The 14,825-nt window shown below is 72.7% G+C and carries 14 protein-coding genes and 1 tRNA gene; 4 read left to right on the forward strand and 11 right to left on the reverse strand.

The window, feature by feature from the left end:
* Positions 1-142 precede the first annotated feature (142 nt).
* On the forward strand, positions 143-775 hold the full coding sequence (locus OHS33_RS14905; RefSeq protein ID WP_443065447.1) for a MerR family transcriptional regulator: 633 nt from the start codon (positions 143-145) through the stop codon (positions 773-775).
* Here the strand turns inward: OHS33_RS14905 and OHS33_RS14910 are convergent.
* Entirely contained in the window at positions 763-1,560 is a 798-nt protein-coding gene (locus tag OHS33_RS14910) for an exodeoxyribonuclease III (RefSeq protein WP_330330881.1), read from the reverse strand. The two genes, OHS33_RS14905 and OHS33_RS14910, sit on opposite strands and share 13 nt — an antisense overlap.
* A gap of 84 nt (positions 1,561-1,644) precedes the next feature.
* On the opposite strand from OHS33_RS14910, the gene OHS33_RS14915 reads away from it, so the two are divergent.
* Positions 1,645-2,160, forward strand: a complete 516-nt coding sequence (locus OHS33_RS14915; RefSeq protein WP_330330882.1) for a GNAT family N-acetyltransferase — start codon at positions 1,645-1,647, stop codon at positions 2,158-2,160.
* A gap of 114 nt (positions 2,161-2,274) precedes the next feature.
* Here OHS33_RS14915 and OHS33_RS14920 read toward each other — a convergent pair whose 3' ends face one another.
* The gene (locus tag OHS33_RS14920; RefSeq protein ID WP_330330883.1) at positions 2,275-3,675 is read right to left on the reverse strand and encodes a CoA transferase; all 1,401 of its coding nucleotides are present in this window, start codon (positions 3,673-3,675) and stop codon (positions 2,275-2,277) included.
* Between the two features lie 51 nt (positions 3,676-3,726).
* Here OHS33_RS14920 and OHS33_RS14925 point away from each other — a divergent pair, with 51 nt between their 5' ends.
* Positions 3,727-4,593, forward strand: a complete 867-nt coding sequence (locus tag OHS33_RS14925) for a YwqG family protein (RefSeq protein WP_330330884.1) — start codon at positions 3,727-3,729, stop codon at positions 4,591-4,593.
* A gap of 22 nt (positions 4,594-4,615) precedes the next feature.
* Here the strand turns inward: OHS33_RS14925 and OHS33_RS14930 are convergent, their stop codons facing one another.
* From OHS33_RS14930 to galU, 8 genes are all read right to left on the reverse strand, one after another.
* Positions 4,616-5,368 carry a hypothetical protein gene (locus OHS33_RS14930; RefSeq protein ID WP_330330885.1) on the reverse strand — a complete coding sequence of 251 codons (753 nt, stop codon included), beginning with the start codon at positions 5,366-5,368 and terminating at the stop codon, positions 4,616-4,618.
* Between the two features lie 197 nt (positions 5,369-5,565).
* Positions 5,566-5,639, reverse strand: a tRNA-Ala gene (locus OHS33_RS14935).
* An 88-nt stretch (positions 5,640-5,727) separates the two neighbouring features.
* Positions 5,728-6,801: a divisome protein SepX/GlpR gene (gene sepX / locus OHS33_RS14940; protein ID WP_330330886.1), complete on the reverse strand. Its 1,074-nt coding sequence runs from the start codon at positions 6,799-6,801 to the stop codon at positions 5,728-5,730.
* A 171-nt stretch (positions 6,802-6,972) separates the two neighbouring features.
* Positions 6,973-7,584, reverse strand: a complete 612-nt coding sequence (locus OHS33_RS14945) for a GNAT family N-acetyltransferase (RefSeq protein ID WP_330330887.1) — start codon at positions 7,582-7,584, stop codon at positions 6,973-6,975.
* Positions 7,585-7,601: 17 nt separating this feature from the next.
* Positions 7,602-8,090 carry a MogA/MoaB family molybdenum cofactor biosynthesis protein gene (locus tag OHS33_RS14950; protein ID WP_330335062.1) on the reverse strand — a complete coding sequence of 163 codons (489 nt, stop codon included), beginning with the start codon at positions 8,088-8,090 and terminating at the stop codon, positions 7,602-7,604.
* Positions 8,091-8,185: 95 nt separating this feature from the next.
* Positions 8,186-8,665, reverse strand: coding sequence for a cyclic pyranopterin monophosphate synthase MoaC (moaC, locus tag OHS33_RS14955; RefSeq protein WP_330330888.1), 480 nt, complete (start codon positions 8,663-8,665; stop codon positions 8,186-8,188).
* Between the two features lie 73 nt (positions 8,666-8,738).
* Entirely contained in the window at positions 8,739-10,094 is a 1,356-nt protein-coding gene (glp, locus tag OHS33_RS14960; protein WP_330330889.1) for a molybdotransferase-like divisome protein Glp, read from the reverse strand.
* 4 nt (positions 10,095-10,098) lie between these two features.
* Positions 10,099-11,001 carry a UTP--glucose-1-phosphate uridylyltransferase GalU gene (gene galU, locus OHS33_RS14965; protein ID WP_330330890.1) on the reverse strand — a complete coding sequence of 301 codons (903 nt, stop codon included), beginning with the start codon at positions 10,999-11,001 and terminating at the stop codon, positions 10,099-10,101.
* 125 nt (positions 11,002-11,126) lie between these two features.
* Here galU and OHS33_RS14970 point away from each other — a divergent pair, with 125 nt between their 5' ends.
* A complete protein-coding gene (locus OHS33_RS14970) occupies positions 11,127-11,702 on the forward strand; it encodes a 5-formyltetrahydrofolate cyclo-ligase (RefSeq protein ID WP_330330891.1) in 576 nt (191 codons plus the stop codon).
* Between the two features lie 24 nt (positions 11,703-11,726).
* On the opposite strand, the gene OHS33_RS14975 is transcribed toward OHS33_RS14970, so the two are convergent.
* Positions 11,727-14,576 carry a penicillin acylase family protein gene (locus OHS33_RS14975; RefSeq protein ID WP_330330892.1) on the reverse strand — a complete coding sequence of 950 codons (2,850 nt, stop codon included), beginning with the start codon at positions 14,574-14,576 and terminating at the stop codon, positions 11,727-11,729.
* Between the last annotated feature and the right edge of the window lie 249 nt (positions 14,577-14,825).

Below are 14,825 nucleotides of genomic sequence, written 5' to 3' on the forward strand. Positions count from 1 at the left end.
TAGGGGTCGCGACGGGAAAGTTACCCGCGGTACGCCTTAGGGTGCGGCTGTGGTGGACAAAGAGGCACGAGAGCCGGACCCGGCGGACCCGGCGGACCCGGACGGCCCGGCCGGGCCGGGGCGCGAGTACCGCACGGAGGAGCTGGCCGAGGCGGCCGGCATCACCGTGCGCACCCTGCGCTTCTACCGCGAGCGCAAACTGCTCCCGCCACCGCGCCGCGAGGGCCGCATCGCCTGGTACGACGACCACCACCTGGCCCGGCTGCGCACCATCGCCGCCCTGCTGGAGCGCGGCCACACCCTGGGCGGGATCGCCGAGCTGACCGCCGCCTTCGAGAGCGGCCGCGACGTCGGCCAGCTCAGCGAGCTGCTCGGCATCGGCTGGTCCCAGGAGACCCCGGTCCGGCTCACCCCGCAGGCCCTGGCCGACTACTTCGAGGGCGAGGTCACCCCGGAGAACCTGGCGGCCTCGCTCGACCTCGGCTACCTCGCCACCGACGGGGACGAGATCGTCCACGTCAGCCGCAACCTCCTCGACGTCTCCTCCGCGCTGGTCCGCGAGGGGATCCCGCTGGCCGCCGTCCTGGAGACCGGCCGCCGGGTGCGCGCCCACGCGGACGCCCTGGCCGCCCTGTTCACCGAGCTGATGGAGGCCCACCTGCCCGAGGGGGCCGTACCGCGGCTGCGCCCGCTCGCCAAGAGCGTGGTGGAGGCGGAACTGACGATGGCCATGGACCGCCTCCTGGCCGCACGGGACCGCCCTCAGGCTCCGTAGACCACGGTGACCGGGGCGTGGTCGGACCAGCGCTCGGGGTGGGTCTCGGCGCGCTCGACGAACGCCTTCACCGCCCGCTCCGCCAGCCCCGGCGTGGCCACGTGCAGGTCGATCCGCCAGCCCGCGTCGTTGTCGAAGGCCCGCCCGCGGTAGGACCACCAGGAGTACGGCCCCTCGCCCTCGGGCTGCAGCGCCCGCACCACGTCCACATATCCGGCCTGGTCATAGACCTGCCCGAGCCACTCCCGCTCCTCGGGCAAGAAACCGGCGTTCTTCCGGTTGGTCTTCCAGTTCTTCAGATCGGCCTCGCGGTGGCAGATGTTCCAGTCCCCGCAGACCAGCACCTCGCGCCCGTCGGCGGCGGCGCGCGCCTTGAGCGCGACGAGGTAGGCGTGGAACTCCGCCATGAAGCGGTACTTCTCGTCCTGCTTCTCGGTACCGGCCTCGCCCGAGGGCAGGTAGAGGCTGGCGACGGTCACCCCGGGAAGGTCGATCTCCAGGTACCGCCCGGCCGCGTCGAACTCCTCGCTCCCGAAACCGACCTGTACGCGCTCGGGCGCACGCCGCGTGTACAGCGCGACCCCGGCCCGCCCCTTGGCGGCGGCCGGCGCGAAGACGGTGTGCCACCCCTCGGGCTCCCGGACCTCGTCCGGAATCTGCCCCTCCTCGGCCCTGACCTCCTGGAGGCAGACCACATCGGCGCCGGACCCGGCGAGCCACGCCCCGAACCCCTTCTTGGCGGCGGCGCGGATCCCGTTCACATTCACGGACGTCACAGTGATCAAGACTTGGCTCCAAACATCGCGCCCCCACGACACACAAAACGGCCACCAGCGTACCGCCGCGGGCGGCGGCCGTACGATGTTCGAATGCCTCACGGGATCCAGCTCCGCGCCGTGCCGTACGACCACCCGGACGCGGTCAAACTCAACGACCAGGTCCAGCTCGAATACCAGGCGCGGTACGACGGCGACGGCGACGCCACGCCGCTCGACCCGGCCATGTTCGCCCCGCCGAACGGTCACTACCTGCTCGCCTACGACGCCCAGGGCGCCCCCGTCGCGAGCGGCGGCTGGCGCGCCCAGGACGCGAACGACGAGGGCTACGCGGACGGCGACGCCGAGCTGAAGCGCATGTACGTCATACCCGAGGCCCGAGGCCTCGGCCTGGCCCGGCGCATCCTGGCCGAACTGGAAGCGGACGCCCGCCGCGCGGGCCGCGTCCGCATGGTCCTGGAAACGGGCGACCAGCAGCCGGAGGCCATCGCCCTCTACTTCTCCGAGGGCTACACCCTGGCCCCGACGAAATTCGGCCTCTACCGCGACCACGACTCCAGCCGCTGCATGACCAAACCCCTCACCGACTCCAGCCCCGCCGGCGTTTGAGGCGCGGGGTCCGGGGCGGAGCCCCGGGAGCCCCGCCAGGGGCACAGTCAGCCCCGCCGGCGATTGAGGCGCAGGTGCCGGGCGGAGCCCAGCGGCCCCGCGCCCAGCGGAACCTCACCCCGCCCACTCAGCGGCATCGGTCCCGAACCGCGACGGCCCCCGCAGCCACCCACCCCCCGGCCCCCCGCCGACAGGCGAAACGGCATGGCGCAGCACCCCGTACCCCGACGCCACCTCCCGCAGCCACACCCCCGCGTCGTACGCGACAGCGCCCCGGCCCCCCGCCAAGGGAGCCGCCCCCGCCGCGACCCCCCGGACGAGCCACGACCCCGTCCCCGCCAGCGAGTACCGCAGCGCCCGCCCGCCCCCGTCCGCCAGCGCCCGCAGCACCCCGGCCGCCATCAGGTACCCCGTCCCGTGGTCCAGTGCCTGCGCGGGCAGCACCCCCGGCGTCCCGTCCGGCCCCGCCTCGCGCGCCGCGATCCCGTACCCGGCCTGCACGAGCGAGTCGAACCCGCGCCGCCCGGCCCAGGGACCGTTCCCGCTCCATCCCCACGCGCACAGCTGGGCCACCACCAGCCCCGGCCGCCGCTCCAGCAGTTCCTCGGCCGAGAGCCCGTACCGCTCCAGCGCGCCCGGCCGGTACCCGGTGACCACCACGTCGGCCTCCGCCAGCAGCCGTTCGAAGGCCTCCCGGTCGGCCGCCGCCCCGAGGTCCAGCAGCGCGGACCGCTTCCCGAAGCCGGTGTCGGCGTAGGCATCGTCGCCCTCCGCGAGCCGTGGCGAGTCGATCCGCAGGACGTCCGCCCCGAGCAGGCCCAGCGTCCGCGTGGCCACGGGACCGGCGATGACCCGGGTCAGGTCGAGCACCCGTACCCCCGAGGCGGGCAGCGCCCCCGGCCCGAGCCGCCGCCCGCGCGCGGCCCCGTCCCACTTCTCCACCAGCGGCAACGGATCCCCGTACGCGCGCGCCACCGCGACGGCCAGCCCGCCCGCCGCGTACACCGCTTCCTCCACCTCGACCGCGCCCCGCCCGGCGAGGGCCTCCCGCAGCGCCTCGGGCGTGTCCGCGGCCAGCCCGAGCCCGCGCACCAGCGCCTCCCGGTGGTGCGGATAGTTCGCGTGCGTCCGCACCCACCCGTCCGCCGTCCGCCAGAACCCGGACAGCGGCGCGAAGACGACCGGGGCCCGCCCCTCGACCAGCAGGTGCCGCTCGCTCACGAACGCGGTGGACACCGCCCCTTCGTCCACGACGACCGGCCCTACGTCCGCCACGCAGCCCCCGGCCCGTACGGCGGCCAGCTCCGCGGCGGCCAGCGAACACACCCCCACGGTGGCCCGCGCCAGCTCCCGCACCGGCAGCCGCCCGCCCCCCAGCACCCCGGCCCCGCGGTAGCCCACCCGCTCCGTGACCCCGTCGGCGCCCCCAACCGCCGCCCAGGCCGCCGCCGTTGCCGCATCCCCACCGCCGCTACCACTGCCGCTGTCACTGCCACTGCCCGCACTGATCGCCATTCCCCCATTCTGACCGGCGGGACTGTCAGTGGCCTCCGGCATGATCGGACCATGACGCATGGAACGACCGACGCCCTCCGTGACCTCGCCCGGCAGCACCTTCCCGCCGAGGCGGCCGAGCGGTGGATCGGCCTGCTGCGGCCCGGGGTGCGGCTCGAAGTCGGGGTGGGCACGGGCGGGGCCGCCGCGCGGCTCGGCGGGCTGCCGCGGCTGCCGGACGGGGTGGAGTGGCCCGTCTGGGAGGGGCACGGGCCGCTCTCGTTCGTCGCCTCCGTCGACTGCGCGGCGCTGCCCGCGGACGGCCTCGACATCGCGCTGCCCACCGACGGCACGCTGCTCTTCTTCTACTTCGACGGCCAGTTGGACGACGGCGACGCCCTGGTCCTGGCCGAGGACCCCGACAGCCAGGCCGGGGCCCGCGTCCTGTACGTCCCCGCCGACGCGGACACCGGGGAGCGCGCCGCCCCGGCGGGCCTGACCCCGTACCCCGTCGTGCACCTGACGGCCCGCCCGACGATGACCTCCACCGAACCCTGGCACCCCCGGGTCCAGCAGGTCTTCGCCCCGCAGGCCGCCTTCGGCCGGCGCTACGACCACCCGGTCTGCGACCAGGAGTTCCTCGACGCCGTCTGGGACTTCGACGGCGAGGTGGGCCACCAGCTCGGCGGCCACGCGCACGCCGTCCAAAACCCCGTGGAGCTGGAGATCGCCCACGCCGCCCTGGACGGTGCCCCGGCATGGGACGACCCGCGCATACGCGACGAGGTCGGCCGCTGGGTGCTGCTGGCCCAGTTCGACAGCGAGGAGGCCGCCGACATGATGTGGGGCGACTGCGGGGCCCTGTACTGGCTGATCCGCCCCGAAGACCTGGCCGCCCGCCGCTTCGACCGCGCCGCCTTCACCTGGCAGTGCGGCTGACCGACCGCTCCGCGGGCGGGCGTCAGGAGGCCGCGTCGACCGGCTCGGGGTGGTTCGATTCGACCTGCGCCACGGCAGCGGGCGTGAACGCCATGACGGCATCGACCTCCTGCTGGGTCAGCGAGAAGACGGTGCTGATGACGACGAGCGAACTCCCCACCCGCACAACGGTCGCGTCGGCGCGCTCCACGTACCCCGTGGCAGCCTCCGTGACCGTCCCCTGCACGACGAGGCTCTCGTCGCCGAGCCGGGGGCCTTCGGCGACGACGAAGCCGGCCGTATCGGCGGGTTCCCAGGAGGCGTGCGGCAGTTCCACCTTCCGGCACCGGGCCACCAGGGTGCGCATGTCCTGCATCGCCCGGTGCGCGCCGTCGCCCGCGAACGAGTAGAGCGTCTCCAAGCCGCCGTTGACGCCGCCCCCCGCGGTGTGTCCGCCGCTGAACATGGCTGTCGCCAACGCGGACGACCCCTTGGTGGCCGCGTCCACCACGGTCTGACCGTCGAGAAGCTCCGTGCAGGCCGCCGGTGTTGCCGACGCGCCCGAGGCCCCCTTCGCGTCATGGCCCTGGGGATCCGCCACGGAGTGCCAGCCGTCCGGCATGACGGCGGGCAGCAGGTGCGCGCGCAACTCGGCCGCCGACTGCGGCTTCGCCTGCGCCTGGGCCTGCGGCCGCGCGGTCGCCACCGGCGGCTGAGGCTTCGCCGAGCTGCCGCACCCCGTGACCGCCGCGAGCACCACCAGCCCTGCCACCCACCGCATCCCGAAGTCCGTCACCTCAGCGCTCCCCCACCCCAAGTGATCAAATCACCGGAAGCTAACAGGGCCCCGCCGCTTCGGCAATCGTCTCGACAGCGGGCGGCCGGGCAGACGGATCGGCGAACAAACACCCGGAAACGCCAAGATCCCGCCCGGTCTTGCGACCGGACGGGATCTCGTGACGTTCTCGGGAGCAACCCGCGAACTGTCGTCTGTGGACCTGTGGGGATTTGAACCCCAGACCCCCTCGATGCGAACGAGGTGCGCTACCAGACTGCGCCACAGGCCCTTGCGACGTGTGAAACATTAGCATCCCATCCGGGGTGCACGGAAATCCGTTGTCCCGCAGGTCACGTCACTCGTCCGTCGCCCGTCCGTCACTCGTTCGCGGCGCGCGGGCGGTCGTCGCCCTCGTACTGGTCGAAGAGCGGGGTGCGGCCGCGGTCGCGGCTGCGGCGGGGCGGCGGGGGCGACGGCTTCTGGTCCGCGCGCGGGTCCGGGACGGCCGGGTGGGCGGCCGGGTGGTGGCCCGCGTGCTGGTTCGGCTGCTGGGCGCGCAGCCGGGGTTCCGTCGGTTCCGCCGCGCTGGAGCGCGCCGAGCTCCAGGCGTCCGGGGCCGCCGGGCCGGTGGCCCGGGGGGCCACGGGCGCCGTCACGTACGTCGGCAGCGGGACCGGGACCGGCTCCCAGCTGTCGCCGCGCGCCGGACCCCGCTCACGCTCGCGCTGCTGGTCCACCCACTCCGCGTGGTCGGTCTGTTCGACCAGGGCGCGCCGGCCGGCCTCCTGCGGGGAGACCGGTGGCGCGGGGTCCGGTTCGGATCCCGTGGCGGCCTCGGGCTCGCGGCGCCGGGGCCGGTTCTCGCGCAGCCGCCGGGCGGCGTTCTCGGCGCGGAGCCGGTCCATGGTGAACACGAACCTGCGCCGCTCCTGCACCCGCAGGTGCACGATGTACGCGCTCAGCAGGACGGCGGGGACGGCGGGTGCCCAGAGGTAGCGCAGGCCGCCGACGGCCGCGACGACCGCGCCGAGGGTGAAGACGAGGAAGAGCATCGCGGTGGTGCGACGGCGCCGGGCGAGGACCTGGAGGCGCTGTTCGCGCCGGGCGCGCTCCGCGCGGTCCGCCCGTTCGGCGCTCGCGCCCCGCGGTTCCGCCCTGGTTCTGGGCACGGCATTGACCCGGGCGTCGGCGTCGACGGAATTCACTTTCTCCGTCGCGGCGTCCGGGTCCGCGTGGGGCTGGGGTTCCGCCTCCTCGTCACCGCGCTCACGCAGTCCCTTGGCGTAACGGCGCTCCATTCCCGCCCGGCCGGAAAGCAGCCGGATGGCGGTGGAGAAGCGTTCCGTCGGACGGGCTTCGTTCAGCTCGTCCTGCCTCCGGAGCCACATGGGCACCAAGTAGGCGGCCCAGGCCCCGACAATGACTGCGTAGATGAGGCCGCTGCTGCTCACACCCCACACCGTAGAGGGGGACGGCCGGAGGCATCGGCCAATTGAGCCGGTGTGTCGCACGATCCGGCTGATATCACGGACTTTTTTTGTGATTCTTCGGATCAGGTTATGGATACCCGGCTCAACCCGACCCGACATTCGAACCCATATTCGAATGCCGGGCGGCCCATGCTATTTCTGCGGCGGAGCGTGCCCGTGCCGTTCCCGTTGCCAGCGGCTCAGCAGCCCTTCGCGCACTTCCTCCGCCGTCAGCGCGTACACGAGGTGGTCCCGCCACGCGCCGTCGATGTGCAGATAGCGCGGCCGCATGCCCTCCTCGCGGAAGCCCAGCTTCTCCACGACGCGCCGGCTCGGCCCGTTCTCCGGCCGGATGCACACCTCGATGCGGTGCAGACCGACCTGGCGGAAGCAGTGGTCCACCGCCAGCGCGACCGCCGTCGGCATCACGCCCCGCCCGGCCACGTCGCGGTCCACCCAGTAGCCGACGTGGCCCGCGCACATGGAGCCCCAGGTGATCCCGGCGACCGTCAGCTGTCCGACGAGCCGGCCCTGGTACTCGATGACGAAGGGCAGCATCCGGCCCGCGTTCGCCTCGGCCCGCAGGTGGCGGACCATCTGGCGGTACGTCGGCCGCTGCACGACCGGGCCCCAGGGCGCGGCGGGCGGAATGGTCGCCTCCCACGGCCGCAGCCAGTCGCGGTTGCGCCGGTTCACCTCGCGCCAGGCACGCTGGTCACGGACTTTTATCGGCCGGAGCGTGACATCGCCGTCCGCCAGCACCACCGGCCAGGTGGGTCCGTTCAGCTCGGGCTCCCGGGTCTGGGATGGTCGCCGCCCCGGATCTGGTCGACGGCGTGGAGCAGGATGCGGTCCAGGACGGCCAGGCCGTCCCGTACGCCGCCGGTCGAACCCGGCAGGTTGACGATCAGGGTGTGCCCGGCGACGCCCGCCAGTCCCCGGGACAGGGCCGCGGTCGGCACCTTCGCGAGGCCTTCGGCGCGGATCGCCTGCGGGATGCCGGGGATCTCGTAGTCCAGGACCCGCGCGGTGGCGTCCGGGGTCCGGTCGGTGGGCGAGATCCCGGTCCCGCCGGTGGTGAGGATGACGTCGTACCCGGCGGCCACGCCTTCGCGCAGGGCCTGTTCGACGGGGTCGCCGTCGGGGACCACGCGCGGGCCGTCCACCGTGAAGCCGAGACCGGCGAGGGCGTCCGCGAGCAGCGGGCCGCCCTTGTCGGCGTACACGCCCCGCGAGGCGCGGTTGGAGGCCGTCACGACGAGGCCGCGCAGCGGCGCGGAGGTCCCGGCGGCGGGCTCGGTGGCGGCCGGGGCATGTCCCTCCGGCGTGTGGCTGTGGCTGTGGACCTCGCCGCCGCGGGGGGCGTTCACGCGCGGTTCCAGTCGCCGGACTTGCCGCCGGTCTTCTCCTCCACCCGGACGTCGGTGATGACCGCGCCCTTGTCGACGGCCTTGACCATGTCGATCACGGTGAGCCCGGCGACCGCGACGGCGGTCAGCGCCTCCATCTCGACGCCCGTGCGGTCGGTGGTCTTGACGGTGGCCAGGATCTCCACGGCGTCGTCCGTCACCGACAGGTCGACCTTGACGCCCGAGACGGCGAGCGGGTGGCACAGCGGGATCAGGTCCGGGGTCCGCTTCGCGCCCATGATCCCGGCGATCCGCGCGGTGGCGAGGGCGTCGCCCTTCGGCACGCCCTCGCCCCGCAGCAGTTCGATCACCCGGGGCGAGACGAGCACCCGGCCGCTGGCGCGCGCCGTCCGCGTCGTGACGTCCTTCTCGGACACGTCGACCATCCGGGCCGCGCCGGCCTCGTCGATGTGCGTCAGCCTGCTCTGCGTGCTCATAAGTGCGTGCCGCTCCCGTCCGGGCCCCGCAAGGGCCTGTGTGGTGCAACACGCTACCCGCACCGGGCGGGGTTCAGCCGAGCAGGACCACTTCGAGCTCGGTGCCGGGCTCCACCGAGGTGACCTCCTCGGGCACCACCATCAGGGAGTCCGCGTGCGCGAGGGCCGCGATCAGGTGGGAGCCGGATCCGCCGACCGGGCTCACCGTCCCGCTCTCGGCGTCGTACTTGCCGCGCAGGAACTGGCGGCGCCCGGCCGGCGAGCGCAGCGCCTTGTCGGCCTCCAGGACCGCCCGGAGAACCGGGCGGTTCAGGTCCGCACCGGGCAGGCCCATCAGGGCGCGGATCGCCGGGCGGACGAAGAGTTCGAAGGAGACGTACGAGGACACGGGGTTGCCGGGCAGCGCGAGCAGCGGGGTCCGGTCGGGGCCGACCGTGCCGAAGCCCTGCGGCTTGCCGGGCTGCATGGCCAGCTTGCGGAAGTCGACCCCGGCGGCGTCGACGTCGTCACCGTCGCCCTCGCCGTCGCCGGTGGACACGCTGGTCAGGGCTTCCTTCACCACGTCGTAGGCGCCGACGCTGACGCCGCCCGTGGTGACGATCAGGTCGGCCCGGATGAGCTGGTCCTCGATCGTCGAGCGCAGGGTGTCGGCGTCGTCGGCGACCGCGCCGACCCGGTAGGCGATGGCTCCGGCGTCGCGGGCCGCGGCGGCCAGCGCGAAGCTGTTGGAGTCGTAGATCCGGCCCTCGGTCAGCGGTTCGCCGGGCTGGACCAGCTCGCTGCCGGTGGACATGACGACGACCCGGGCGCGGGGGCGCACCCGGACGGTGCCGCGCCCGATGGCGGCGAGCAGGGCGATCTGCGGCGGGCCGAGGACGGTCCCGGCGCGCAGCGCGAGGTCGCCCGCCTGTACGTCGCTGCCGCGCGCGCGGACGTGGGCGCGCGCCTCGGCGGCCCGGTGCACCCGGACCTCGCCGCGCGCGCCCTCGGGGGCCTCGCTGGCCGGGGTCATCCCCGAGGCCGCGCCGCCGCCCGTACCGCCGTCGGTCCATTCGACCGGTACGACGGCCTCCGCGCCCGGGGGCAGCGGGGCGCCGGTCATGATCCGGGCGGCCTCGCCGGGGCCGACGGTGGGCAGCGATCCGCTGCCCGCCGCGACGTCCCCGATGACCGTCAGCACCGCGGGGAACTCCTCGCCCGCACCCTGGACATCGGCGACCCGGACGGCGTAGCCGTCCATGGAGCTGTTGTCGAAGGGCGGGAGGGCGACGGGCACGGTGACGTCCTCGACCAGGACACAGCCCTGGGCGTCCAGCAGCTGGAGCTCGATCGGCTCCAGCGGGCGGATGGCGGCGAGGACGTCAGCGAGGTGCTCGTCGACCGACCACAGACGCTGCTGGCCGGTGTCGTGCGGTGCTGAACTGGTCAAGGTGCTACATCTCCTCCGTGACGTAACTGTGAAGCCAGGTGCGGAACTCCGGGCCCAGGTCCTCGCGCTCGCACGCGAGGCGGACGATGGCCCGCAGGTAGTCCCCGCGGTCCCCGGTGTCGTAGCGGCGGCCCCGGAAGACCACGCCGTGCACCGGGCCGCCGATGGACTCGTCGGCGGCCAGCTTCTGCAGGGCGTCGGTGAGCTGGATCTCCCCACCGCGGCCCGGCTCGGTCTCCCGCAGTATGTCGAAGATCGCGGGGCTGAGGACGTACCGCCCGATGATCGCGTAGTTGCTGGGCGCCTCGTCCGCGTCCGGCTTCTCGACGAGACCGGTGATCTTGACGATGCCGTCGTCGCCGGTCTCCTCCACGGCGGCGCAGCCGTAGAGGTGGATGGACTTGGGGTCCACCTCCATCAGCGCGATGACGGTGCCGCCGGTGCGCTGCTGCAGGTCGACCATCTGCTGGAGGAGCGGGTCGCGCGGGTCGATCAGGTCGTCGCCGAGGAGGACCGCGAAGGGTTCGTCGCCCACGTGCGGGGCGGCGCAGAGCACGGCGTGGCCGAGGCCGCGCGGGTCGCCCTGGCGGACGTAGTGCATGGTGGCCAGGTCGCTGGACTCCTGGACCTTCTTGAGCCGGTCGTCGTCGCCCTTGGCGATGAGGGCCGACTCCAGCTCGTAGTTACGGTCGAAGTGGTCCTCAAGGGGCCGCTTGTTACGCCCAGTGATCATGAGGACGTCGTCGAGTCCGGCCGCGACGGCCTCTTCGACCACGTACTGGATGGCCGGCTTGTCCACAACCGGGAGCATTTCCTTCGGGGTGGCCTTCGTCGCCGGGAGGAAGCGAGTGCCGAGGCCCGCGGCCGGGATGACGGCCTTCTTGATCACGGGGTGCAACTGAGTCATGGGCAGAACGATAGTCGGTGGCTCTGACCGCCCTGCGAGCGCCCGGGTGAATTCTTCCGTCTTTGTCATGAAATAGAAGGGTCTTCGAGTCAGCTGTGGTACAGAACCGTTCCAATAAAGCGGAGTTGCGCCGCTCACTTCTCGCCAGTCGCCGGGCCCTGCCCGAGCCGGTCCTGCGTACGTCGGCCCGCGCGCTCGCCCGCCAGGCCCTCGGCCTGCCCGAGCTGGCCGACGCGGACACCGTCGCCGCCTACGTCTCCATCGGCGCCGAACCCGGCACCCGGGACCTGCTCGACGTCCTGCGCGAGCGCGGCGTCCGCGTCCTGCTGCCCGTCCTGCTCCCCGACAACGACCTCGACTGGGCCCGCTACGAGGGCCCCGGCGGCCTGGCCGAGGCGGCGCACGCCGGGAAGATGACCCTGCTGGAGCCGGCCGGTCCGCGGCTGGGTCCCGACGCGGTCACCGGCGCGGGCGCGGTGCTGCTGCCCGGGCTCGCGGTGGACGGGCGCGGGATGCGGCTCGGGCGGGGCGGGGGCTCGTACGACCGGGTCCTCGCCCGGCTGGAGCGGGCGGACGCCCATCCGGCGCTGGTGGTGCTCCTCTACGACGAAGAGGTGGTCGCGCGGGTCCCGGAGGAACCGCACGACCACCCCGTGCACGCCGTGGTCACCCCGTCGGGGGTGCGCCGCTTCAGGCCCTGAGCCCTGAGCCCTGAGCCCGGAACGCTAGGGCTTCAGCGTCAGCGTCTCGGTCGTCGCCTTGGCGACCGCGTCCTTGCCGAACGGCCAGTCCAGCAGCTCGCCCTTGGCCCACATGTCCGTCTGGTCGGTGTAGTGGTCGTGGTAGGCGTGGCCCGACGCGCCGGTCAGGTTGATCCACCGGGACTTGTCGAGGTCGTTGAGGTTCACGACCATGCGCATCGAGGGGACCCAGGTGACGTCGTAGCCGCTGGAGGCGTTCCAGCCGGTGGCGTTGACCGTGGCCTCGCCGCCGCCCAGGTTCCAGGGACCCCGGTTGAGCAGCCACTTCATGAAGCCGGGGCCCTCGGTGCCGATCGTCTGGTTCTTCAGGGTCAGCTGGTGCAGCCGGCCCCAGCTCCAGCTGGACTGGTCCTTGCCGAGCTTGGCGGTCAGCTCCCAGCGGGCGTCCTTCATGGCCCGCGCGAACAGCTCGTCGCGGGTGGTGGTCGCCTTGTCCGAGTACAGGGCGGGCGACTGCCACCAGGCCGACTTCTCGTCCTTGACCAGCTTGCGGACCACCTCGAACCAGCGGTCACCGCCGTCGGGCTGCGCCGAGTCCGAGCCGCGCTGGCCGCATTCGCGGACCACCTGCGCCAGGTCGTCGGCCGGGCCGGTGCCGTTGCCCTTGACGTTCATGCAGCTGTCCTTGACCCGCAGCTCCTTCGGCATCTTGTCGCCGAAGGACAGCTTCAGGATGTTGCGCCAGACCGCGTTGAAGTAGGCGGCCGCCGCCGAGTCGGGCTCCTGCGTGTAGTTCCAGCCCTCCAGCAGCTTCTGGGCGGAGCGCACGTCCGGGTCCGAGACGCGGATCTTGGTCAGCATGGGCGCCAGCAGCGCGGCGATCTCGCTGCTGTTGTCCATCTGCATGGTGCGCATGTCATCGGTGGAGATCTTGCCGCTGTCCTTGATCTTCGCCTCGATGAGGTCGTTGATCCGCTGGCTGCGGGCGCCGTAGCCCCAGTCGGTGGTCAGCGTGTACGGGTACTTGCCCGCGCCGGTCTCCACGACCGCCTGGTTCGCGGTGACGACGTAGCCGCGCTGCGGGTTGTACTCGGAGGGCAGCTCGGCCTGCGGGATGAAGCCCTTCCAGCCGTACTTCGAGTCCCAGCCGGGGGCGGGCATCCGGCCGTCGCCGGTGGTGCGCAGCGGGATCCTGCCCGGGGCCTGGTAGCCGATGTTGCCGGTGGCGCCCTTGTTGTCGGCGTAGATCAGGTTCTGCGAGGGGACCTCGAAGTCGGCGGCGGCGGCCCGGAAGCTCGTCCAGTCCTTCGCCCGGTTGATCTTGAACACGGCGTCCATCGACTTGCCCGGGTCCAGGGCGGTCCAGCGCAGGGCGACGGCGTAGCCCTCGCCGCGGTCGGGGGCCGTGCCGCCGACGGGGGCGCGGGCGCCGACCGTGCCCAGCTCGTCGCTGCGGTCGGAGACCAGCGGACCGTTGTTCGTGGTCCGCACGGTGATCTTCTTCGAGGCGCCGCCCGCGACCTTGATGACCTCTTCACGGGTGGTGAAGGGGAGCACCTTGCCGTCGTAGACGTAGCCCTCGGGCTTGACCTGCTCCAGGTAGAGGTCGGTCACGTCGGCGCCGAGGTTGGTCATGCCCCAGGCGATGTCGGCGTTGTGGCCGATGACCACACCCGGCATGCCGGAGAAGGAGAACCCGGCCACGTCGTACTGGCAGGACGCCGAGGCGGTCCGGCAGTGCAGGCCCATCTGGTACCAGACCGAGGGCAGCTGCGGGGCCAGGTGCGGGTCGTTCGCGAGCAGCGGCTTTCCGGTGGTCGTGTACTTGCCCGCGACGACCCAGGAGTTCGATCCGATGCCGCTGCCGTTGGGGCCGAGCAGGGCGGGGATCTGGTCCAGGGTCGAGGCCAGCGAGGTGAGCTGGGTGCGCAGGCCCGCGCTGGCGCCCTGGACGGTGGTGTTGTCCACGGCGCTGGTGTTGTTGGCGGAGGCACCGGTTCCGGAGGGGGTGTTCGAGCCGGAGGTCCCGTTGGTGCCCGTGGTGCCCGTACCCGAGGTGCCGGTGCCGCTCGCCGAGTCGGTGCCCTTGCCGGACGTGGAGCCGGGGGCGCCCTGGGCGACGTACTTGCCGCCCTCGACCTTGCCTCCCTCGATGACCGGCTTGTTCCGGTCGAAGGGGTACGGCGGGTACAGCTCGTCGATCTGCGCCTGCGTGAGCTTGCCGGTCATCAGCGAGCGGTCGATCTCTTCCTGCATGTTGCCGCGCAGGTCCCAGGCCATCGCCTTGAGCCAGGCCACGGAGTCGACCGGGGTCCACTGCTCGGGCTTGTAGTCGTCGCTGAGCTTGAGGGCCGCGTGCTCGACGGACAGGTCCTTGCCGGACTTGCCCTTGAGGTACTCGTTGACCCCGTCGGCGTAGGCCTGGAGGTACTTCTTCGTCTCGGGTGAGAGCTTGGTGTCGTACTCGGTCTGCGCGACCTGGCGCCAGCCCAGCGTGCGCAGGAAGGCGTCGGTCTCGACCTGGCCGGCCCCGAACATCTCGGAGAGGCGGCCGGAGGTCATGTGACGGCGTACGTCCATCTCCCAGAACCGGTCCTGCGCGTGCACGAAGCCCTGCGCCCGGAAGAGGTCCTGGTCGGTGTCGGCGTAGAGCTGTGGGATGCCCTTGGCATCGCGCTTCACCTCTACGGGGGCGGTGAGTCCGGCGAGCTTGAGGGTGCCGGTCGTCTGCGGATAGGAAGCGCGCAGGGTGTCCGCGCTCCAGTACGCCCCGTAGCCAAGGCCCGCGACGAGCGCCAGCACCAGCATGAGCACGATCAGACGGGCGCGTCGTCCCTTCTTCTTGACGGAAGGGGCGGATTCGTTGGCGGGCATCGCTGTCCTTCGCGGGGCAGGGTGGTCCTGGAGTGCTGGAGCAACCATAGGCGCAGGGCGCCCGGGAGTGATCCGCGAGGGGTCCCGGCAGCTGGCGGCGGGGACGATCACCGACTGCCAGGAGGGCTATCGCCGTTTGGCGGGAGCCGTTTCACAATGTGAGGAGACCGTCAAGGAATCGTCAAATATTAGGTAAGGTAACGAAGTACTTGCCGCCGGAGGAACGATCCGGCAGGCGCTCCGAGGGAA

The sequence above is a fragment of the Streptomyces sp. NBC_00536 genome (assembly GCF_036346295.1).
Lineage (GTDB): Bacteria > Actinomycetota > Actinomycetes > Streptomycetales > Streptomycetaceae > Streptomyces.

Coding starts and splice junctions, on each gene's coding strand:
- OHS33_RS14975 (WP_330330892.1), bottom strand. CDS start 14,576: ATGCCCGCCAACGAATCCGCCCCTTCCGTCAAGAAGAAGGGACGACGC.
- OHS33_RS14920 (WP_330330883.1), bottom strand. CDS start 3,675: ATGGCGATCAGTGCGGGCAGTGGCAGTGACAGCGGCAGTGGTAGCGGC.
- galU (WP_330330890.1), bottom strand. CDS start 11,001: ATGACTCAGTTGCACCCCGTGATCAAGAAGGCCGTCATCCCGGCCGCG.
- moaC (WP_330330888.1), bottom strand. CDS start 8,665: ATGAGCACGCAGAGCAGGCTGACGCACATCGACGAGGCCGGCGCGGCC.
- OHS33_RS14925 (WP_330330884.1), top strand. CDS start 3,727: ATGACGCATGGAACGACCGACGCCCTCCGTGACCTCGCCCGGCAGCAC.
- OHS33_RS14915 (WP_330330882.1), top strand. CDS start 1,645: ATGCCTCACGGGATCCAGCTCCGCGCCGTGCCGTACGACCACCCGGAC.